Origin of the sequence: Lysinibacillus phoenicis (assembly GCF_047238325.1) — a bacterium.
In the GTDB taxonomy this organism is placed as follows: Bacteria; Bacillota; Bacilli; order Bacillales_A; family Planococcaceae; genus Lysinibacillus; species Lysinibacillus irui.
The window spans coordinates 1,662,156-1,684,714 of record NZ_JBDFMP010000002.1 but is presented as its reverse complement, the minus strand read 5'-3'; the positions used below and the strand labels follow the sequence as shown (position 1 = coordinate 1,684,714).

General features: G+C 37.0%; 23 protein-coding genes. All 23 read left to right on the top strand.

The window, feature by feature from the left end; all coding sequences use genetic code 11:
- The first annotated feature begins 53 nt into the window (after positions 1 to 53).
- On the top strand, positions 54 to 767 hold the full coding sequence (locus ABC382_RS10110; protein ID WP_412926797.1) for a YveK family protein: 714 nt from the start codon (positions 54 to 56) through the stop codon (positions 765 to 767).
- Positions 767 to 1,465, top strand: coding sequence for a CpsD/CapB family tyrosine-protein kinase (locus tag ABC382_RS10105; RefSeq protein ID WP_274797281.1), 699 nt, complete (start codon positions 767 to 769; stop codon positions 1,463 to 1,465). Before ABC382_RS10110 ends, ABC382_RS10105 begins: the two co-directional genes overlap by 1 nt.
- A 16-nt stretch (positions 1,466 to 1,481) precedes the next feature.
- Positions 1,482 to 2,561 carry a glycosyltransferase gene (locus ABC382_RS10100; protein WP_412926796.1) on the top strand — a complete coding sequence of 360 codons (1,080 nt, stop codon included), beginning with the start codon at positions 1,482 to 1,484 and terminating at the stop codon, positions 2,559 to 2,561.
- The gene (locus ABC382_RS10095; protein WP_412926795.1) at positions 2,527 to 3,717 is read left to right on the top strand and encodes a glycosyltransferase; all 1,191 of its coding nucleotides are present in this window, start codon (positions 2,527 to 2,529) and stop codon (positions 3,715 to 3,717) included. Before ABC382_RS10100 ends, ABC382_RS10095 begins: the two co-directional genes overlap by 35 nt.
- Positions 3,718 to 3,736: 19 nt before the next feature.
- Positions 3,737 to 5,266: an oligosaccharide flippase family protein gene (locus ABC382_RS10090; RefSeq protein ID WP_412926794.1), complete on the top strand. Its 1,530-nt coding sequence runs from the start codon at positions 3,737 to 3,739 to the stop codon at positions 5,264 to 5,266.
- Positions 5,248 to 6,249, top strand: coding sequence for a glycosyltransferase family 2 protein (locus tag ABC382_RS10085; RefSeq protein ID WP_412926793.1), 1,002 nt, complete (start codon positions 5,248 to 5,250; stop codon positions 6,247 to 6,249). Before ABC382_RS10090 ends, ABC382_RS10085 begins: the two co-directional genes overlap by 19 nt.
- A gap of 130 nt (positions 6,250 to 6,379) precedes the next feature.
- The gene (locus ABC382_RS10080; protein ID WP_322605944.1) at positions 6,380 to 7,177 is read left to right on the top strand and encodes a TIGR00282 family metallophosphoesterase; all 798 of its coding nucleotides are present in this window, start codon (positions 6,380 to 6,382) and stop codon (positions 7,175 to 7,177) included.
- A 170-nt stretch (positions 7,178 to 7,347) separates the two neighbouring features.
- On the top strand, positions 7,348 to 7,614 hold the full coding sequence (locus ABC382_RS10075; RefSeq protein WP_004224903.1) for a stage V sporulation protein S: 267 nt from the start codon (positions 7,348 to 7,350) through the stop codon (positions 7,612 to 7,614).
- A 257-nt stretch (positions 7,615 to 7,871) separates the two neighbouring features.
- Positions 7,872 to 9,611, top strand: a complete 1,740-nt coding sequence (locus ABC382_RS10070; RefSeq protein WP_274796054.1) for a 2-oxoacid:acceptor oxidoreductase subunit alpha — start codon at positions 7,872 to 7,874, stop codon at positions 9,609 to 9,611.
- Entirely contained in the window at positions 9,611 to 10,477 is an 867-nt protein-coding gene (locus tag ABC382_RS10065; protein ID WP_274796055.1) for a 2-oxoacid:ferredoxin oxidoreductase subunit beta, read from the top strand. Before ABC382_RS10070 ends, ABC382_RS10065 begins: the two co-directional genes overlap by 1 nt.
- Before the next feature lie 141 nt (positions 10,478 to 10,618).
- Entirely contained in the window at positions 10,619 to 11,326 is a 708-nt protein-coding gene (locus ABC382_RS10060; RefSeq protein ID WP_312505250.1) for a lantibiotic protection ABC transporter ATP-binding protein, read from the top strand.
- Between the two features lies 1 nt (position 11,327).
- Positions 11,328 to 12,056: a lantibiotic immunity ABC transporter MutE/EpiE family permease subunit gene (locus ABC382_RS10055; protein ID WP_412926792.1), complete on the top strand. Its 729-nt coding sequence runs from the start codon at positions 11,328 to 11,330 to the stop codon at positions 12,054 to 12,056.
- Positions 12,057 to 12,059: 3 nt separating this feature from the next.
- Complete coding sequence (locus ABC382_RS10050) at positions 12,060 to 12,815, top strand: lantibiotic immunity ABC transporter MutG family permease subunit (RefSeq protein WP_412926791.1); 756 nt, start codon at positions 12,060 to 12,062, stop codon at positions 12,813 to 12,815.
- Between the two features lie 21 nt (positions 12,816 to 12,836).
- Positions 12,837 to 13,499, top strand: a complete 663-nt coding sequence (locus tag ABC382_RS10045) for a response regulator transcription factor (RefSeq protein WP_274796059.1) — start codon at positions 12,837 to 12,839, stop codon at positions 13,497 to 13,499.
- The gene (locus ABC382_RS10040; RefSeq protein WP_412926790.1) at positions 13,487 to 14,866 is read left to right on the top strand and encodes a sensor histidine kinase; all 1,380 of its coding nucleotides are present in this window, start codon (positions 13,487 to 13,489) and stop codon (positions 14,864 to 14,866) included. Before ABC382_RS10045 ends, ABC382_RS10040 begins: the two co-directional genes overlap by 13 nt.
- A 145-nt stretch (positions 14,867 to 15,011) precedes the next feature.
- Positions 15,012 to 15,389 (top strand): 2-oxoglutarate ferredoxin oxidoreductase subunit beta, encoded by a 378-nt coding sequence (locus ABC382_RS10035; protein ID WP_412926789.1) that lies wholly within the window; start codon positions 15,012 to 15,014, stop codon positions 15,387 to 15,389.
- Positions 15,390 to 16,099: 710 nt separating this feature from the next.
- Positions 16,100 to 17,188: an ABC transporter substrate-binding protein gene (locus ABC382_RS10030; protein ID WP_412926788.1), complete on the top strand. Its 1,089-nt coding sequence runs from the start codon at positions 16,100 to 16,102 to the stop codon at positions 17,186 to 17,188.
- Positions 17,178 to 18,014, top strand: a complete 837-nt coding sequence (locus tag ABC382_RS10025; protein WP_312505259.1) for an alkaline phosphatase family protein — start codon at positions 17,178 to 17,180, stop codon at positions 18,012 to 18,014. Before ABC382_RS10030 ends, ABC382_RS10025 begins: the two co-directional genes overlap by 11 nt.
- Positions 18,015 to 18,086: 72 nt before the next feature.
- Positions 18,087 to 18,932, top strand: a complete 846-nt coding sequence (locus ABC382_RS10020) for an ABC transporter permease (protein ID WP_274796064.1) — start codon at positions 18,087 to 18,089, stop codon at positions 18,930 to 18,932.
- A complete protein-coding gene (locus tag ABC382_RS10015; RefSeq protein WP_274796065.1) occupies positions 18,929 to 19,714 on the top strand; it encodes an ABC transporter permease in 786 nt (261 codons plus the stop codon). The genes ABC382_RS10020 and ABC382_RS10015 overlap by 4 nt, the downstream gene beginning before the upstream one ends.
- A complete protein-coding gene (locus ABC382_RS10010; RefSeq protein WP_341385746.1) occupies positions 19,711 to 20,712 on the top strand; it encodes an ABC transporter ATP-binding protein in 1,002 nt (333 codons plus the stop codon). Before ABC382_RS10015 ends, ABC382_RS10010 begins: the two co-directional genes overlap by 4 nt.
- Entirely contained in the window at positions 20,709 to 21,494 is a 786-nt protein-coding gene (locus ABC382_RS10005) for a DeoR/GlpR family DNA-binding transcription regulator (protein WP_312505261.1), read from the top strand. The genes ABC382_RS10010 and ABC382_RS10005 overlap by 4 nt, the downstream gene beginning before the upstream one ends.
- Positions 21,491 to 22,501 (top strand): histidinol phosphate phosphatase domain-containing protein, encoded by a 1,011-nt coding sequence (locus tag ABC382_RS10000; RefSeq protein WP_322605934.1) that lies wholly within the window; start codon positions 21,491 to 21,493, stop codon positions 22,499 to 22,501. Before ABC382_RS10005 ends, ABC382_RS10000 begins: the two co-directional genes overlap by 4 nt.
- Positions 22,502 to 22,559: the final 58 nt, after the last annotated feature.

The window sequence follows — 22,559 nt, the reverse complement described above, 5'->3', positions numbered from 1 at the left end:
TTAATATACTTTATTAGCATTGCGCACATTTGCCAATTAGGAGGGGATCCATTTTGAATGAAGAAATGACAATACAAAGTCTAGTAAAAGTAATACTAAAACGTTGGCTCCTTATCCTAATGCTCACTATTCTATCAATAGGCGTTGCTTTATTGATAAGTTACTTTATTCAAACACCCATTTATGAAGCGGAAACCCAAATATTGGTCAATCAAAAAAGCTATGAAAATCAGCAACTAGTAGGGGCACAGAATGTAGATACGGATCTTCGGTTAATTAATACGTACAATGTCATTATCAAAAGCCCTGTTATTTTAGCGAAGGTTATTGAAGTGCTAGTACTTGATACGACGCCAGAGAAATTAATGAGGCAAATTGAAGTTTCTAGCGCCAATAATTCCCAAGTGGTGAACATTCGAGTACAAGATGAAAATAGTGAGAGGGCAGTAAAAATAGCTAATACGATAGCAGAAATATTTAAAGAGGAAATCCCTGTATTAATGCATGTAGACAATATTAATATTCTTTTTGTTGCACAAAATAGTGAGCATCCAGTACCTGTTAAGCCAAATAAACTGTTAAATCTTATCATAGCAGCCATCACTGGTTTCAGTTTGGCGATGGTGCTTGCTTATTTTTTAGAAACAATTGATAGGACTATTAAAACAGAACAAGATATTGAGGTTTTATCATTACCAGTGATTGGGGTTGTCAGTAATATAGAAATGCCTACTAGAAAAAAATCTAGAAACAGGGGGTCGTCGTAATATTTTCCAAAAGAAAAACAAAAAAATCAACAATGGCTCGTAAGCTGATTACCGTTTCTGATATGACATCCATTCCTTCCGAGCAATATCGTACGATCCGGGCAAATATTAAATTCTCGCAACCTAATCGAGATGTGAGAACTATTTTAGTAACCTCCTCTATCGCTGGTGAAGGAAAATCTACAAATGCAGCAAATATCGGTGTCGTATTTGCGCAAGAGGGTAAAAATGTCCTCATTGTAGATGCAGATATGCGTAAACCAACTTTGCATCATACATTCTATCTTGACAATATTTCGGGACTTTCCTCTGTGTTATCACGCCAATCTACACTACAGGAAGTTATTCAAGAAACCTTTGTTGAAGGAGTGGATATCATTTCGAGTGGGGCCATTCCGCCCAATCCTACAGAGTTGCTAGCTTCTGAAACGATGACCTCGTTTTTAGCTGAAGTGAAAGATCTATACGATATCATTATATTGGATGCACCACCATTACTCTTTTTATCGGATGCACAAATTTTATCAAATAAATGTGATGGCACCCTGTTAATCGTCAACACAGGGGTGGTTGGGAAAGCCGCTGTTATAAAATCAAAATCCATATTAACGGTTTCCAAAGCCAATATTTTAGGGGTCATCTTGAATAATTATAAGATAAAAGGTAGTACGTACGAGTATTATTACGGAAAAGAATAAGGGTGAGAATATAGCTGTGAAAAAAATCCTGCATATTATTCCAACAACAGATTATGGTGGTATTACCACGATGATTGTAGACATCTTAATGAATACAAACAAATCATTATATCATTTTGATTTTGTGTCGTTTAATAAAGGGCCATACCATGATATTTTATTACAACAAGATGCAAAGATATTTTATGAGGAATATATTACGCAACAGGGTCCTCTCTCGTATATTAAAAATATTTATCGAATAATTAAACAACATCAATATGATGCCGTTCATGATCATACAGGCTATCGAGCAGTCTTTACATTACTAGCAGCTCGTTTAGCAGGTGTTCAGTGCCGTGTACTACACAGTCATACGAATGTTGCAGAAGAGTGGAATCATCCAGTCATGTTAACCATGTTGAAGAAACTAAGTGTTTTCAATGCGACTCAATTGGTAGCCTGTAGTAAAAAAGCAGGAGAATTTTGTTTTCATAAAAAACCTTTTGAAATAATAGCGAATCCGATTGATAGCACCAAAATTGAACGCATATCAAATGAAGAGAAGCGGAGTTTGAGGAAGAAATTAAAAATCCAAGATGGCGAGTTAGTATTAGGACATATTGGGCGTTTTGTTCAAGTTAAGAACCATTCTTTTTTAATTGAACTTGCTAGCAATTTAAAACAACAAGGTGTTCCTTTTAAATTATTTTTGATAGGGGATGGCCCCTTAGAACAGGAAGTTCGCGATCTCGTAAAAGCAAAAAACGTAGAGGACTGTGTTCTGTTTTTAGGACAGCGTGCTGATATCATTAAACTACTACAACTTTTCGATAAATTTATTTTACCATCTCATTTTGAAGGGTTTGGAATTGTTCTGTTGGAAGCTCAAGTTTGTGGTACACCATCCATTGTTTCTTCGACTTTACCAAGGGAAGTAGACCTTGATATTGATTTACTACATTATCTAGATCTACAGGGCGATATAGATAGTTGGCTACAACAAATTGCTAAGAAGAATGTCAAATTGGATGAACATATTATCCAAAACAGTATAATCAATAAAGGACTGGATGTAGAAAATGTTACGCGCCAATTATGCGCTCTCTACAAGTAACAAATTTAAGTCAAAGGATGAGACTATCCAAAAGAAAATTAAAATTACTCATATCATTACCACTATTGGACTTGGGGGAGCTGAAGCAATGCTTTATCGTCTTTTGCAAAATATGGATCGGAATGTGTATGAGGTAGAAGTCATCTGTTTAACAGAGATGGGGACATATGGTAAGTTAATTGAGCAGCAATTACATATTAAGGTATCTATATGTGATATGCGCAGTAATAGTATAAGGGCTGTTCTAGACTGTTATCGATTATGTCGAGGTAGCGACATTATTCAAACTTGGATGTATCATGCGAATTTACTAGGGTATATTCTATCCATTTTCCTCAAAAAGAAATTAATTTGGGGTATTCACCACAGTAATTTAAACAAAAAGGAGAATAAACGCAGGACAATTTTTATTGCCAAGCTTTGTGCAAGATTGTCGAAACGTGTGGATGCCATTATTTCGTGTGGGCCAAAGGTAAAGGAAATACACGAAGCGATTGGCTACAAAGGGAAGCAACATCACGTTATTGTTAATGGAATTAACACAGACGAATATATGCCGAGTAAAAAAAGATACTATTATATGGAACAATTCGGTATAAAAAACCAACCAATCTTGTTGCATGTCGGGAGATGGGATCCCTTAAAAGATTATGAAAATTTGATTGCTAGTTTAAAATGGTTACGTCAGCTTCGACAAGACTTTTATTTATTTTTAGTTGGCTATGAGATCGATACCTTTAATAAGGAATTAATGCTAATGATTGAGGAAGCACAGTTGCAACAGGTAACATTCTTATTAGGTAGTAGAGAGGATGTCCCACAATTAATGGCTGCGGCTGATTTATTTGTTTTATCATCAGTGGGAGAGGGGCTACCTAATGTGCTAGTGGAGGCACTGGCTAGTGGAACCTGCTGCGTGACAACGAATGTTGGCGATTGTGAATATTTGGTGGGGGATTATGGAGAAGTAGTGTCAGCTAAGGATCCAAAGGCTTTAGCAATGGCAATAAATAAGGCATTAAACTACAGTTCACAGCAATATGCAGAAAGAGCGAGCCACGGTCGTGACCATGCTTTAGCAAATTATCAAATTAAACAAGTCGTTGCGCAATACCATGCATTATATCCTGCGATACTTGATGAAAAGTCATCCTAACTAGTAGAAAGGTGTGCTCATGAAAGAAATTAAGATTGGAGCCATTCTTTCGTATTTGACAATAGGTTGTACAATGATTTCTTCTCTTATTTTCACACCTATTTTGATCGCGCTCCTTGGTCAGAAAGAATACGGTTTATATTCCTTAATGATAGTAATTGTAGGGTATTTATCTATTTTAGATTTAGGGTTAGGCAATGCCATTATACGCTATATTGCTAGAAATAGAGCCGCAGCGGATAAAACGTTAGAAGCATCTTTAAATGGATTTTTTCTAAGATTATTTATTGGTATTGGCTGTCTTTCATTATTGATAGGATTTTTTCTATTTTCACACGTGGATCATATTTTTGGTCAAAGTTTATCAAAGGAACAATTAGAAAAGGCCAAGATCATGGGCTATATAATGACCATTAGTTTGGCGATGCAGTTTCCCTTAGGCGTCTTTACTTCCATTCTACAAGCATATGAAAAATTTATTTTTATTAAATTGACAACATTATTACAGGTGATTATACAGCCTCTGACAATGTTGTTTTTTTTGTTACAGGGGACAAATTCGGTGACATTAATAGCTATTATCGCTATTTATAACATTCTTTTTTTAGCGTTAGATGCTATTTATTGTACGAAGGTGCTTTCCATCCAATTTACTTTTACCATAAAAAATACAGCACTAATAAAAGAAATTTTCGTCTATTCATTTTTTATTTTTATAACAGTCATTGTGGATAAAATTTATTGGCAAACTGATCAAGTTCTATTAGGAATATTGAAGGGAACTGCGGATGTTGCCATTTATGCAGTGGCGGTTCAAATTGTTTTGATATTTATGTCACTTGCTTTAGCCATTAGTGGATTATTTTTACCTCGTATTTCGATGCTTGTGACAAAGGAAAATGGATTAGAAGAGATTAATCAACTCTTCATTAAAGTTGGAGCGATACAATGTTTAGTCGTTGGTTATATATTGGGTGGCTTTTTTCTTTTTGGTCAAGAATTTTTATTACTGTGGTTAGGGAAAGATTTTATCGACATATATGCGATCGTTCTCATTATTATGGTGCCTTTTAGTATTGATCTCATTCAAAACTTGGGGCTTAATGTATTAAAAGCCAAAAACCTTTTTAAATTTAGAACTGTTTTACTAATTAGCGTTGCAGTCGCCAATGTTGTTATATCAATACCAGCTATCTATTTTTATGGAAAAATCGGTACAGCAATGATTACGGCTTGTTCATTATTCATAGGGAATGTAGTAATCATGAACATCTATTACCATAAAAAAATTGGATTAGATATATTCGGATTTTGGAGAAAGGTTGGTAGACTAGTTATCGCTTTTAGCTTGGCCATTTGTATAGGTAAGTTATTATGGGAATTAACAAAACCTCCAATTAGTTGGCTTTCTATTTTGCTTTATATTTTCTATTATACAGTTCTGGTAGCAGGCAGTCTTTTTTGGGTTGCTTTAAAGAAGGAACAAAGAAAAGAGTGGATAGAGTTTTTCCGTAAAGGAGGCGCGAAGTTATGGCGTCCAAAATCTTAGTGAGTGTCATTGTGCCTGTCTACAATGCTGAGAAATACTTGGAGAAATGTCTAACGAGCATATGCCATCAAACATTAAGAGATATTGAAATTATTATGATTAATGATGGCAGTCAGGACCAATCATTATCTATTTTGCAAAATTTCGCTGATCTTGATAAGCGTATTACCGTTTTGGATTTGGAAAATAGTGGTGTAAGTAAGGCGAGAAATGTAGGGATTGACCATGCGAAAGGACAATTTATCACCTTTGTGGATGCAGATGATTGGCTAGAGGTAACCATGCTGGAGGAATTGTATCAAGCATGTAGGCTAACAGGCTCCAACATTGCAAAATGCGATTTATACTGGCAGGAAGCGGAAGGAAGTAGGCAATTACACTATACATCCAACACCTATTGTACTTTTAGTGCAATAGAGTGTTTAAATAAATTATTTACAGAAATAGGGGAAAGCCATTTTGGTTTTGCAAGCTGCAAATTGTATGAAAAATCTTTTTTAGATATGCATAGGCTTCGTTTTGATGAAGCGATGAGTTTCGCTGAAGATACTGTTTTTTTAACGAGAGCCGTCCTAAAAAACCAGTCTATCTGCTATGTACCAAGACAACTTTATTATTATAATGTGAACAACGAAAGCTCTTTAACTAAGAAAGCAATGGTTAATTTACGGAATAATTATGATGTCTTGTATAAAAAGCTCTTAATGGAATTACTGCGTGCAGAGGTTTATGCGGAAGTGAAAAATAGCTTTTTGAATTACCAGTTTGAGGGGTTACTAGTTATTCTTCATCAAAGCGCAACGAAACAACAAATGAAGTATGAGATGCAATCCTTTTTAAAGGCTTATCCAGACATACTAAAAGTTAAGTTAATTAATCGCAATATGAAACAGTTTGTTTTTTTAAAACTAATGAAAATGAATTGGTTTAGCCTATCTTCAACACTGATCTATTTGAATGTAAAAAAGCCTAAAGTTATATAGCATTGTAAGATCCGATATTTTATTTTGCGTAATCATTGTCCTCGCGTTACAATGAATGATGGTATGATAGGTGCGAATGAATGTCTCTAAAATCCTATAGAGACGGAATGAAAGAAAGAGTGGTTAAAAAATGAAAGTTTTATTTATTGGCGATATTGTTGGATCAATTGGGCGAGATGCGGTGGAGAAATATTTACCTCGCTTAAAAAAGAAATATAATCCAGATGTTGTAATCGCAAATGGTGAAAATGCTGCGGCAGGACGTGGGATTACGCGTAATATTTATAATAGCCTATTACAGATAGGTGTAGATGTCATTACAATGGGCAATCATACATGGGATAATAAAGATATATTTGATTTTATTGATGATGCAGACTATTTAATTCGACCAGCCAATTTTTCAAATGAGGCACCTGGTAAAGGAATGGTGCAAATTTCGAAAAATGGCGTGACATTATCTGTCATTAATTTACATGGTCGTGTATTTTTGCCTCCTCATGAAGACCCATTTGCAATGGCGGAACAATTGATTGAGGAAGCACGTCAAACATCACCACTTGTTTTTGTAGATTTTCATGCGGAGGCGACGAGTGAAAAGATCGCCCTTGGCTGGCACTTAGATGGAAAGGCTTCAGCGGTTGTTGGGACACATACTCATGTACAGACAGCAGATGCAAGAATTTACCCGAACGGTACAGCCTATATTACGGATGTTGGTATGACAGGTCCTTATGATGAAATTTTAGGCATGACAAAGGAGAGCGTCATCTATAAATTCCAAACTAATATGCCTTCACGTTTTGAAGTGCCAAAGAAAGGGCGAGAGGTATTAAGTGGATTCTTTGTAGATATTGATGATCGAACAGGGAAAGCTACTGCATGTGAACGTATTTATATAAATGAAGATTATCCGTTTCAAGGATAAAATAAGTCGAAGTTTGTTGGTTTACAACTCTTTTAGTGGGATACAGGATTCTTAGTCTATTTCCTTCTTGCGGAGCATAAAATGTGCTACGGACAATAACTTGAGGTCCAAAAAAGGGGGACATGAGTTGTTGAGCGTAAACACTATTCGCGAAACGGGGAGGAATAATTGTGGATTCATTAAAAGTATCATCACGCTCTAATCCAAATTCAGTTGCAGGTGCATTAGTCGCGGTAATCAGAGAAAAAGGGCAAGCAGAAATGCAAGCAGTTGGGGCAGGTGCACTTAACCAAGCCGTGAAAGCAGTGGCCATTGCACGCGGATTTGTAGCGCCAAGTGGCACAGATTTGATTTGCGCGCCGGCGTTTGCCGATATTTTAATTGCTGGTGAAGAACGTACAGCCTTGAAGCTGCTAGTGGAAAAACGTATTCGATAAAATTGTAATGAAGTAAAATGCCTTGTCACATAATAATGTGGCGAGGCATTTTTTCATGTTCTACATATGATACATGTCACTTGAAAAAGAGGCTTGATTTTGCTTAGATTTGAAAATTACAACTTTATGAACAGGATTTTCAGTCAAAGGTCTGATTTTCGCCTAAATCGTTGAGAAACAATAGTGCAGACGGTTTCTTCGTGTTAAACTTATGAAGGAAAAATAATAGTACACATTGGATTTAAGGAGTTGTTGACATGTTACATCAGCTTTCATGGAAAGTCGGTGGGCAACAGGGTGAAGGGATTGAGAGTACAGGTGAGATTTTCTCAATGGCAATGAATCGTCTAGGTTATTTCCTATACGGTTATCGTCACTTCTCTTCTCGAATTAAAGGTGGCCATACGAATAATAAAATTACAGTTCGTCCAACAGAAGTACGTGCAATTGCGGATGATTTAGATATTTTAGTGGCATTCGATCAAGAAACAATCGATGTCAATTATAAAGAGCTTACAGAGAACGGTGTTATTTTAGCAGATGCGAAATTTGATCCTGTTAAACCAGAAGATTCAAAGGCACCTTTATTTGCTGTACCATTCACTGAAATCGCAGCAGAACTTGGTACTTCGTTAATGAAAAATATGGTGGCAATAGGATCTACCGCGTCATTACTAAATTTAGAGGATGCCGTGTTCCAAAATGTTGTTGATGATATTTTTGGTAAGAAGGGCGAAGAGGTCGTTCAAAAAAATATGGAAGCCATTACACGTGGTCGCCAAATTATGAATGAGCTTTTAGGTGATCGTGTAGGTGAATGGGAGCTTGCACCTGCAGATGGTAAACGTCGTATGTTTATGATTGGGAACGACGCTGTGGCGCTTGGTGCATTAGCTGCTGGGACACGCTTTATGGCTGCATATCCAATTACGCCAGCTTCTGAAATTATGGAATACTTGATTAAAAAATTACCGAAATTCGGCGGGACAGTCATCCAAACGGAAGATGAGATTGCTGCAGCTACGATGGCTATTGGTGCTAACTTTGGTGGTGTACGTTCCTTTACTGCTTCTGCAGGTCCTGGTCTTTCATTAATGATGGAAGCAATAGGTCTTTCAGGTATGACAGAGCAACCATTAGTAGTAGTCGATACACAACGTGGAGGTCCTTCAACGGGATTACCAACTAAGCAAGAGCAATCAGACCTAATGGCTATGCTTTACGGAACACATGGTGAAATTCCTAAAGTAGTCATCGCACCTTCTACTATGGAGGAAGCATTCTTTGATACAATCCAAGCATTTAATATTGCAGAGGAACTACAATTACCAGTCATCTTAATGACTGATTTACAATTGTCACTAGGGAAACAATCTGTAGAACCGTTCGATTACAATAAAATCGAAATTCGTCGAGGGAAAATAGTTACAGACGAATTGGAAGAAGCGGCAGACAAAGCCTACTTCAAACGCTATGAAGATACAGAAGATGGCATTTCACCTCGTGTATTACCAGGTAAATTACATGGTATTCACCACGTTACGGGTGTTGAACATGATGAAACAGGTAAGCCATCTGAAGCAACGGGTAATCGCCAAACGCAAATGGATAAACGTTTCCGTAAGTTAGCTAAATTAAAATTTGATAACCCAGTATATGTCAATGCGCCACATGAGGAAGCTGAGATTTTATTAGTAGGCTTTAACTCAACAAGGGGTGCTATTGAAGAAGTGCAAGAACGATTAAATGCGCAAGGAATGAAGGTAAATCATGCACATATTCGCTTAATTCACCCATTCCCATCTGCGGAAATGGCTCCTCTTGTAGCAAAAGCGAAAAAAGTGATTGTTGTCGAAAATAACTATACTGGTCAATTAGCTAATATTATGAAGATGAATATTGGTGGTCATGAGAAGATTGCAACAATTACTAAATACAATGGTACACCATTCTTGCCAGGTGAATTAGAAAATCGTGTGAAGGAGTTGACTCGCTAATGGCAACATTTAAGGATTTTCGTAATACAGTGAAGCCAAATTGGTGCCCAGGTTGTGGAGACTTCTCCGTACAAGCAGCTATTCAACGTGCTGCTGCAAATGTCGGCATTGAACCAAATGAACTGGCTGTCATTTCTGGAATTGGTTGTTCAGGTCGTATCTCAGGCTATATTAATTCTTATGGATTCCATGGTATCCATGGCCGTGCACTTCCAATTGCACAAGGATTAAAAATGGCCAATCGTGATTTACATGTCATCGCTTCAGGTGGTGATGGTGATGGATTTGCTATCGGTATGGGGCATACAATTCATGCGATCCGCCGTAATATCGATATTACTTATATTGTAATGGATAACCAAATCTATGGCTTAACAAAAGGTCAAACATCTCCACGTTCTGCTGCCGGATTTATTACGAAATCTACACCAGGTGGAGCGATTGAGCCATCATTAAAACCGTTAGAGGTAGCATTAACAAGTGGTGCTACATTTGTGGCACAAGGTTTCTCTACAGATATTAAAGAATTAACAGCTTTAATTGAAGCTGGTATTAACCATAAAGGCTTCTCATTTATCAATGTCTTCTCACCTTGTGTAACGTACAACAAAGTGAACACATATGATTGGTTTAAAGAAAACTTAACAAAACTAGCAGATGTGGAAGGCTATGATCACTCAGATCGTGGAATGGCGATGCGTACAGTAATGGAACATGAGGGCTTAGTAACAGGTATTATTTATCATGATACAGAAACAACATCGTATCAGCAAAAAGTACCTGGCTACTCTGAGTTACCATTAACAGATATCGATATCAAAATGAGTGAAAATGATTTTAATGAATTAGTAAAAGAGTTTATGTAAAATAAACAGGCAAAGCATTTGGAATGATGTCATTTCCAAATGCTTTTTTGTTTCGCTATTTATAAAACTGAATTTGGAATCCTTATAAAATCCTTATATTTATTTTTTATACTAAGGTCATCGAAAGGATGATGACTACTTATGAAAGAATTGATTTTGAAAACGGAAAATCTTTATAAAGCTTTTAAAGGTCAAACAATTGTGGACAATTTATCTTTAGAAATCCAACGAAATACCGTTTATGGTTTGCTCGGACCTAACGGAGCAGGGAAGTCAACAACATTAAAGATGATTACTGGCATGCTACAGCCTAATGCAGGGGAAATCATTTTTAATGGGCGTCCATGGACACGAAATGATTTACAAGACATCGGTGTCTTAATTGAAACCCCCCCTCTATATGAAAATTTAACAGCAAAAGAAAATTTAAAAGTTCGAACGGTAGCGTTAGGTCTACCGCAAAGTCGTATTGAAGAAGTATTAGAAATTGTAGATTTAACAAATACGGGAAAGAAACGGGCTGGCCAGTTTTCCTTAGGTATGAAACAAAGATTGGGAATAGCCATTGCGCTGTTAAACAAACCAAAGCTATTAATTTTAGATGAACCGACGAATGGGCTAGATCCAATTGGAATTCAAGATCTACGGAAGCTTATTCGCTCATTTCCTGCCCAGGGCATCACAGTTATATTATCTAGTCATATACTGTCTGAGGTGGAACAAGTCGTTGATGACATTGGCATTATTGCTGATGGCAAATTGGGCTATCAGGGAATGGCACCACAGGGACAGGAATTAGAATCTTTATTTATGCAGGTTGTGTCTGCTAATAGAAAGGCAGGCCATTAACATGATAGCAATTATAAAAGCAGAACAATTAAAATGGAAGCGATCTTTTATCCCAAAATTACTTTGGCTTACGCCCATTATGACATTACTTTTAAGTGCTGTACTTATGGGTGGGACTTTCTTTCAAACAGGTGCTTATAACTGGTGGTACTCCATGCTTTTGCCAGGAGCTTTGACGATCTGCTGTGCTTTAGTGGTGGAAAAAGATAAAAAAATGAAATATCATAGTTTACTTGCATTACCACTTAACCTGAAAAAAATCTGGCTTGGAAAAATACTTGCAACAAGTTTATGGTTACTACTAATTACGATTATTTTCTTTATAGGAATCACAGCAGGAGGTTTGCTTTTCAATCATAGTTTACCTCTAACAAGTAGTTTACTGAGTGCTCTCATCATTTTTCTTACGTTTTTGTGGCAAATTCCCTTATGTCTTTTCTTAGCAGCTAAATTAGGCACCTATTTAGCTATTTTGATAAATTTAGTAGCTAATATCATTGGGATTGTTGCTTTTGCAGACGGGGATTTGTGGTATTCTTATCCATTTGCAATTGGAGCACGTTTATTATGTTCAACACTTGGCATATTACCAAATGGTTTGCCAGTTCCAGAAGGAAGCCCATTATTCAATAATAGTGTTATACTTCCAGGCTTACTAATTGCATTAGCTTTATTTATAATGATTAGCTTCCTGACTGCAAAGTGGTTTCAAAATAGGGAGGCGAAATAGCTGATGGTCATGTTACGATTATTAAGAGCAGAATGTCTTAAAACAAAAAGAACACCTTTTTTACTCACACATCTACTGGTCCCCCTCATTATTTCAGGGATCTTTTTAGCCTACTACACTTATTCACCATGGGATTTTCAAGGAAAGGTAACAGCATATTTTCAGGGATTAGCGTGTGGTTTACCTATTATTATAGGATTGGTGTGTGCTATGGCATCTGAACAGGAGGCAAACGCAGGTCATTTTCAGGTAATGCTGGCTACAACGAACAGAAAAATCATGACATACATGGCTAAACTGTTACTGTTATTGCTCTTTAGCCTTGGAGCTATTTTTCTTTCTATAGCAATTTTTAGTATAGGCTTTATAGAACTATTACATGAAGTACATTTTGATTTTTCATTTTATAGTATGGCTGCATGTATTCTGTTCGGCAGTCATGTCATTTTATATATATTACATTTATTTGTTAGTCTCCAATTTGGAAAAGGAGCTTCAATTGGACTTGGTATAGTAGAAGCTCTTTTGGTTGCTTTACTGCTTACAGGCTTAGGAGATAGTATTTGGCCATTTTTACCTTATGGATGGAGCGGGCACTTCATTTCCTTATGGATCATAAAGTCTGTAGGAATGGATATAGCATTGCTCGAGGCTAGCTTGCGTCATGGTATCATAGCTTGTATAGGAGGCATATTAGTGACCTTTATACTGTCGTGTCTATGGTTTTGGAAATGGGAAGGCAGAGCATCAGAACATTAGGAATGGATTTGAGGGTTAGTTATGGCGAATATATTAGTAGTTGATGATGAGGAAGATATTTTAATGTTGATTAAAAATTCACTTCGAACAGATGATCATTTAGTAACAATTGTATCCGAACCAACAGAAGTTGCTAAGCTAGATCTAGGTATCTTCGATTTAATTTTGCTCGATGTGATGATGCCTGCTATTGATGGCTTTACACTATGCGGACAAATTCGCCATGCAGTGGATTGTCCGATTCTTTTTCTTACTGCTAAATCGTTAGAGGAAGATGTTATGTATGGTCTTGGATTAGGTGCAGATGATTATTTAACCAAACCCTTTGGCATTGGGGAGCTACGTGCAAGGGTCAATGCCCATATTCGACGTGAAAGAAGAGAGAAACGGAGCATTCTTTATATCGATAATGTGCATTTTAATCTTTCAGGTAAAGAGCTTTTTGTTCATAATGAGCGAGTCATGCTAACTAAAAGTGAGTATGAGATATGTGAATTTTTAGCACGTAATCGGGGACAAGTTTTTTCAAAAGAACAAATATACGAAACGATTTTTGGATTTGATGGCAAAAGTGATAGTACGGCGATAACAGAACATATTAAAAATATCCGCTCAAAGCTACATACTTTTGACATAGATGTCATTAACACGGTTTGGGGGATTGGATATAAATGGAGTCAATAAAACCGAGGAAAGGAACACGTCTTCATACATTTTTCCTTAGGTATTTATTATTTCTTTGCATAGGGATTATTTTATTAGTTGCACTGCTAATGGGTCTATTTATGTTTGCCTTTTCGGCTAATATCATTTTGCCAGCAAATTATGCAGAAACTCAGATTACTAAGGTGAAAGATCATATTGCTTCAAGCAGTTTAGTTACAGACAATATGATTCCTGATCTTGTAGACTACGCTGTTATATCCAATCAAGGGAAATATCTTTCTGGCAATTTAACAGAAAAAGAGGCTCTCCATGCTTTTCATTTGCAGCAAAAGGGGGAGAGGCAGAGTAGCTCTAGGTTTTATACATTTATTGAACGAGAACAGGAAGTGTGTATTCTACGCTATAGTTTAGTTCCCGAGTATCGCTCCACTATTATAAGAAAGTACTTACCCAACCCTCAACTAACAGTGTTACTGTTATTTATTTTAGGAGTAATTTTGCAGGCAACAGTGCTTGCAGTTCATTTCGGCAGAAGGCTTAAACGGAAAATGTCGGGCTTACAAGTGGCCATTGAAAAAATCCAAAATCAAAATTTGGATTTTCATTTAAAACCTTCTGGTATTAGAGAAATAGATGATATTGCACTCTCTTTTGAGCAAATGAAGGAAGCATTAAATCGTTCATTAACACAACAATGGGAGGCAGAGAGGTCGCGAAGAGAACAAATTTCTGCACTTGCCCATGATTTGAAAACACCTCTTACCATTATTCGGGGAAATGCGGAGCTTTTACAAGATACTGTTCAAGATGATATACAAAAAGAATATAATCGTTATATATTAAAAAATACCATTGAAATAGAAAAATTCACAAAGCAATTAATGGACATATCGAAGATGGAACAACATGTTGTGAATGCAAAAACAAATGTAGAATTAGATTCCTTTGTTCATAAGATAGAACAACAAATGAAGGCTCTTGCTTTGGAAAAAAGACTCGAAGTAGATGTAGTGAAAGATAAATTGCCTGCTGTTTTGATGATAGAGGAGGAACTCTTTTATCGGGCTCTTTTAAATGTGATTGTTAATGCTGTTGAACATACACCCAATAATAGCAAAGTCACTTTATCGGTTGCTGGAGAATTAAACTTTGTTCATTTTACTGTGACAGATAGTGGTCCAGGTTTTTCATCGAAAGATTTAAAAGAAGCAACCAAGCAATTTTATCGAGGGGATCCAAGTAGGAATTCTGCAAAACATCATGGGATGGGGCTTTACATTGTAGAATCGATTATTCAAAAACATGGTGGAACATTGACGCTAGCTAATAGTTCGATAACGGGTGGAGGAAAAGTGACAATCACAATTCCAACGTCAGGGTTGTAAATCATACTTGTCCGCAAAGACCAGGCTTCCGCGTGTATTCCATCTAAGCCTTTGTTAAATCATTAAGAGCTCCCCAAAAAAAGCAGAGGCCAGTACAGGCAATGTTTGTCTAAACAATGCTACAATAAAAGAAAAAAAAGAGGCGATGACCGTGAATAACGTCATTGATTTTATTGCAAAGAAAAAGGAACGTGAAGAAAGAAAGCGTGCACAGGATTTAGAACTTTATGTAGCCACACAGTGCAATTTTCAGCAGCCTGAAAAAATAGATGCTCTTGTAAATGATAAATTGATTGAAGTAAAGGATCATACATTATTTCTGGGCTTTTTATCCATTCTAAAGGATGAGCAAATCGAGCCACTCGCTATTTTTCAGGATGTTTTTACGTTAGAGCCTTCTCAATTTGAGCTGTCCTACAATATGAGATGGTGGTCAGTTGTGCAGCTAGCATTTACATTTTTAACAATTCTAAAGGAACATGAGCCGCATACATATGCAGATTTCTTAGGTCTCTCCAACTAATCAACACAATAAATATTTCATCTCTGTCGTTACATTCGAGTAAGGAATTATTTCGGCTACCTGACATAGTCTGAAATTGTATGTGATTTTACTTTTCAATACGCCCAATTTTGTGTAAGCTTGGTAATTTTTCAGTTTTTTCATCGTACTGTTCTTATTAAATTAGAAAAGAATGGTGGGTTCCATGAAAAAATTAGGTATACTTAGAATATTGGCATTTATAGTTATAGTGCTAATACTTTTTTCAAATGGGGTACAAGCCCATGATTTTCTTATTTTATTGTTTGCTGTTTTCTTTGTAGGTGTTCCATGGTACCAATTTTTTAAAAGGTAAAATGAATTAGAGGGTAAATAATAATTCAATAACTATTCCTTAACACATATAGTCGACTTAAAAATTTCTATATTCATTTCTATTCTGTTCAATGCTTAATATTTTGATTGCTGTCGAAACCATAAATTTATCTAAAAAACTCACACATTTTGATTATTTTCCTCAAAATGTGTGGGTTTTATTTATTATAAGGAAATTAAAGCAGGAGAACTGGTTTTATAAATGGATTTTGCTATTTTAAATTTAAAGATTTTTATAATTTCTCAATAATTTTTACTAAATATTTTAATGCACTCCATACTTGCTTAATGTTTGTTTTATACCATAACGTTTGTAAGCAAATAAAAATAAACAAAAACAAATGGAGGTCCAACACATGGCAATTCAAAAGTGGTGGAAAAAAGGTCTAATTGGTGCATTAACAATTTCCATGTTAGCAGCTTGTTCTGACAGTTCATCTAGTGCAAATGAAGTAAGCAAAGATTTATCGCTTGAGGAAATTAGGGAGAAAGCGAAGGAAGAGGGTACTGTTAATTCCGTTGGTATGCCAGATACATGGGCGAATTGGGTGGAAACTTGGGAAGAGCTTGGAGCCGAATATAGCATAAAGCACAATGATACGGATATGTCGAGTGCTGAAGAGTTAGCGAAATTTGAAGCAGAGAAGGATGATGCTACAGCAGATATTGGCGATGTTGGCATCGCTTTTGGTCCAATCGCTAAGGACAAGGGCTTAACCTTACCATATAAAACTTCGTACTGGGATGAAATACCTGATTGGGCTAAGGACGATGAAGGACACTGGATTGTCGGTTATACGGGGACCATTTCATTTTTAACAGATAAAAATAATGTGAAGAATCCTCCAACTTCCTGGGAGGATCTGAAAAATGGAGATTACACAGTTAGTATTGGGGATGCCTTAACGGCAAATCAAGCTCAGTTTGCTATTTTAGCTGCGTCAATGGCATTTGGGGGAGATGAATCGAATATCCAACCTGGCATTGATTTTTTTGCTGAGTTAGCAAAACAAGGTCGATTACAAGGAGATCCATCCGTAGCAAATTTAGAAAAAGGAGAAATTGATGTCGCCATCTTATGGGATTTTAATGCCTTAGGGTATCGTCATCAAATTGATGAAGAACGTTTCGATGTAGTGATCCCATCTGAAGGATCTGTTACTTCTGGCTATGCAACGATTATTAATAAGTATGCAAAAAATCCACATGCTGCCATGCTTGCTCGCGAATACATTTTATCCGATGCTGGTCAAGAGAATTTAGCAAAGGGCTATGCACGCCCAATTCGAGAAAAGGTAGAGTTACCACAGGATGTAAGGGATCTACTATTACCAGCAGATATGTATACGAATGCTCAACCAGTAAAAGATCAAAAGAAATGGGAAGAAACAACAAAGCAAATTCCTCAATACTATCAAGAGCAGGTGTTAATCCATGCAAAATAACAAAGTGGTACTCATTGTGATCGATGCGCTACGTTTTGATACGGCCTGTACACATATGGGATTCTTGCACCATCTAGTCGAACGTAAGGTGGCCGCTCGCTATAAAATTTGCTCAGAGGTGCCATCCTTATCAAGACCTTTATATGAGACGATCTTAACAGGGACACCCCCCATTGTTCATGGAGTTACAAGCAATATGACCGTACGTATATCGAATCAAAAAAGTGTCTTTCATGTCGCAAAGGAACATGGTTTGTCCACTGCAGCCTCTGCTTATTATTGGGTAAGTGAGCTATACAATAGAGCGCCATTTAGCCATATGGAGGATAGATTACAGCTTGATAAACAGTTACCTATTGAAAATGGTTTGTTCTATTTCGAGGATCATTATCCTGATAGTCATGTATTTGCTGATGCAGCATGGTTAATGGATCAAAAGCAGCCTGATTTTCTTTATATCCATCCAATGAATGTTGATGATGATGGTCATAAATTTACGGCAGATTCCGCACAATATCGCAATCGAGTTTTAGCAATGGATGCATTACTTTCCTTATTTATTCCTAAGTGTATGGCACAAGGCTATGAGGTCATCGTTACGGCTGATCATGGTATGACAAGTGATGGCAACCATGGCGGAACTACCCATGAGGATCGACATGTCCCGCTGTTTGTCATTTCTGATTTTGTAAAGGCTGGTATTAAAGAAGGGATTATTTCGCAATTACAAATTGCACCATTATGCTGTCATTTATTAGCTATTGAGCCTGCTGATGGTATGGTACCACTCCTACTAGAAGGTGTGTTTACACCAAAAGAAGTTTAAACAATAATAGTCGCTCCACTTTAACAGGAGCGGCTATTATCCCCCTAAGCCGCAAGTAATTTATAGAAAGAAGTGATTGTGTTGATATCGAAGCGGCAATCCATTGCCTGGCTTTCGCCTTTTCTTGTCTTACTATTATTGTTTTTCTTTGTTCCGTTATTTTATATGCTCATAACAAGCTTTCAAAATAGTGAAGGCTTTACGTTGATGCAATATGAAGCCATTTTTACGAATGACTATATTTTACAAGGTTTTAAAAATAGTATTACATTATCCATTATCTCTGCCTTGATTGCGCTAATTGTCACATTGTTCGCGGTCTATGCCATGATGAAATTTTCTGAACCAGTAAGGGAGAAAATTTTAATTTTATCAAATTTAACTTCGAATTTTTCGGGTATTCCGCTTGCATTTGCTTTTATCGTTTTACTCGGAAATAGCGGGCTATTTACCCTATTATTTGAAAAATGGGATATCGATGTACTATCGTCCTTCTCTCTTTATAGTTGGGGTGGTTTATTATTAATCTACATTTACTTTCAGCTTCCGTTATCACTCATGCTGTTATATCCCATTTATGATGGGATTCAGCAACATTGGAAGGAAGCCGCTGCCTTACTAGGCGCATCTAGTTGGCAGTTTTGGATGAAGATTGGTCTACCTATTATGCTACCAGGTATTGTTGGAACATTTAGTGTGTTGTTCGCCAATGCGATGGGTGCGTATGCTTCTGCCTATGCACTAACAAGCAGTAATTATAACCTCGTTGCGATTCGTATTGGTTCATTAATAAAAGGGGATATCTTTGCTCAACCAGAGCTAGCAAGTGCGATAGCGGTCATTCTCGCTGTAACAATGGTCACTGCTATGCTAATTAGTGAGTGGAGCATCTCAAAAACAAGGAGGAAACTTAAATGAAAAAGCGAGGCTTGGCCGATTTATTTTTCCTCCTGTTAGTGGGGTATTTACTATTACCTGTGCTAGCAACCATGCTCTATGCCTTTGCGTCAAAATGGAACAAAACTATACTACCAGAGGGATTGACATTAAAATGGCTTTCTACGTTGTTTCAAGACACTGATTTTATTCAGGCATTTGGACGTTCTGTACTATTAGCCAGTGGCGCTGTAAGTATTGCACTCCTTGTCATTGTGCCAGCCATTTTCGTCATTGTTCTATACTTTCCTACATACGAAAAATGGATACAAATGGCAGTGGTTATGGTCTATTCTTTCCCAGGAATTATTTTAGCAGTAGGGCTTATTCGTGTTTATAGCCAATTTGGTATACCGATGATTTTTGTTGTTTTAGGAGCCTATGTTGTTGGGATTCTCCCTTATATCTATCAAGGAACACGAAATAGTTTACGAAATATAGATGCTAGGCAGCTACTTGATGCAGCCCAATTACTTGGCGCTTCTAAAAAGCAAGCATTTACAAAAGTTTTATTGCCTACTGTTTATCCAGGTTTATTTGCAGGGGCATTGTTATCCTTCTCTGTCTTATTTGGTGAATTTGTCTTGATTAATCTTGTGGTTGGTTCTCGCTTTGAAACAGTTCAGATTTACTTAATGAAAAAGCTTAGCACAAGTGGACATATTGCTAGTGCAATTGTTTTCATTTATATCGTGCTGATGGGTCTATTAACTTTTGTCATTGCGATAGTAACGAAAAGAACGAAAGGTGCTACAAATCTATGAGTTATCTTGTTATTGAAGGACTTCATAAAAAATATGGGCAATCAGCCGTTTTAACAAATATTACTATGGAAATTAAAAAGGGTGAATTCATTACATTGTTAGGGCCAAGTGGCTGTGGGAAGAGTACTATTTTACGAATTGTCGCAGGCTTAACAGACGCAACTAAAGGTAAGATTTCTATTGAAGGAAAAGATATGACTGGTGTGCAACCGAAGGATCGTCAAGTGGGCATGGTCTTTCAATCCTATGCGCTCTTTCCAAATATGACTGTGCAAGAAAATGTTGCCTTTGGTTTACGTATGCAAAAAGTTGCTACTGCTGAAATGGATAAACGAGTTCAAGAAATGCTATCACTTGTTCATTTAAGTGAAAAAGCCCATGCCTACCCAAAAGAATTATCTGGTGGACAACAGCAACGGGTAGCTCTTGCACGAGCCTTAATTGTTCGTCCCAAAGTACTTCTCTTAGATGAGCCGCTTAGTGCGTTAGATGCGCAAATTCGCAAGAAGCTGCAAGCTGACTTAAGAACAATTCAACGAAAACTCAATATGACGATGATTTTAGTCACGCATGATCAGGAGGAGGCAATGGCTGTTTCAGACCGAATATTCGTGATGAATCATGGTAACATAGCCCAAAATGGTACACCGACAGAGATTTATACAAGACCGACTAATGAATTTATTGCTGGCTTTATAGGGCATTACAATATCTTTACTCGCAAGTCATTAGAGAAAATGCTTGGAAAAACTTTAGCAGAGCAATCCACCAAATTTGCCATTCGACCAGAAGCCCTGCATCTTGAAAAAAGAGAGGGGGATTTATGTCTATCGGGGATAGCGAAGCAATCATTAATGAGTGGCAATATTATTCGAACTACATTTGATGGAGAAACCACATTTACAATGGAACAACTCCATCAACAAGGGTATTCGCTTGAAATGGGCAAATCCTATACGTGTTATGTCGCAAAAGAAGATGTGATTGCCCTATTATGACGTACGCAAAACTTGAGAGATTTGAATTTATTTTAAAACAATTAGATATAGAGGGAAAAATAATCGTTGCAAATATTGCCGATGCCCTTCAAGTGGCACCAGAAACAATTCGCCGTGATTTTGATGAATTAGAGCAGCAGCATTTACTAACAAGGGTTCATGGTGGAGCTATTAAATACACCAACGTTCGAAATGAACCTGCTTTTTTACGCAAGCTACAAATGCAAAAAGAAGCAAAGCGCCAAATTGCTCGTATAGCTGCCAAACGCATTTGCGATGGCGATACCATTGCAGTTGATACAGGGACAACAACAGTTCATATGGCCGATTTCTTACTAGCTGTCGATGATATAACTGTTGTAACCAACTCGATCGCGGCAGCTATTCAATTTAATTTAGCGATTGAAGAGCGACGTATGACAGGCAAGGTCATATTACTAGGAGGTACGGCAAATCCTAAACAATCTTCAGTCGCGGGTGCTATGACATTAGAAATGCTAGATAATATGAATTTTGATAAAGCCTTCTTATCTTGTGGTGGTATTAGTGATGGCATTGTTTATGATTACGATTTAGATGAATCTCTAGTTTCTAAAAAGATGCTCAAGCATAGTAAATTGAGTTATTTATTAGCCGATGCATCTAAGATGGATGGGAAATCATTTTTTCAAATCTGTCATCTAGAAGATTGTACAGAAATTCTGTGTGAAAGCACTTGTCCAATAGAATGGCAGGATTATGAGGAAAAATGGACGGTATGTAATGGAGGGAATAGCGGATGACAATAGATTATCATGTGCATTTAGAAGAAGGACCTTATTCATTTCGCTGGCTAGAGCGTACATCACAAGCATTAGATTTTTTCCATCAACATGATGCGATAGATAAAGGTTCGAAGGCACATATGACCGGTCAACTACAGCGACTAGCAAAGCGAGTACAAGGTGGCTGTTATAGCGAGGAGTGGTTAGATTTATATCTTGAACAAGCAAAACAGCTTGGCTTACGTGAAGTAGGCATTGTGGATCATTTATATCGTTTTCAAGAAACGCGTGCCTATTTCGAGCGCTTTATGCAGCTGGATGATAGTGAAATAGGTCAAATCCAGCGATATTGGCTAGAACGTGTTATGACAGAAAATATAACTGATTTTGTTAGTACCATCCAGCAGGCAAAGGAGAAGTGGCGCCAACAGGGCATCGCTTTAAGGCTTGGTATTGAGGCTGATTATTTTGTCGGCGGGGAGGAAGAATTAACGGCCTTGCTAAATGATTATCCTTGGGATTATGTCATCGGTTCTGTCCATTTTGTTGATGGCTGGGGCTTTGATAATCCTCAAACACAATATCTTTTTGAGCAAATGGATCAATCTGCTTTACAACAAAGTTACGAGGAATTTTTTACAACGGTTGAGAACATGATTCTTTCCAATATGTTTGATTTTGTTGCCCATCTTGACAATTTTAAAGTGTTTAATTATCAAGTGGAGAATCATGAATTTAATGAGGCTTGGTATAAACGTATTGCTCAAGCGCTTACGTCAACGCAAACTGCTACTGAAATTAATGCTGGGCTGTATTATCGTTATCCTGTAAAGGAAATGTGTCCTGGCCCTCGTTTTTTACAAACCCTACTGAACCATGGAGTTGCTTTTACAGTGTCCTCTGACGCCCATTTTCCTGATGATTTAGGTAAATATACATTTGCCAATACAGAATTGCTAAGGAGTTACGGTGTTCAATCGGTGGTCGCCTTTGAGCAACGGGTCAAAAAATGGCTAGATTTATAGTGAGAGTAAAAGGCACTTAAGTTTCAGAGTGCCTTTTAATTGTGTTACATAAGTACAA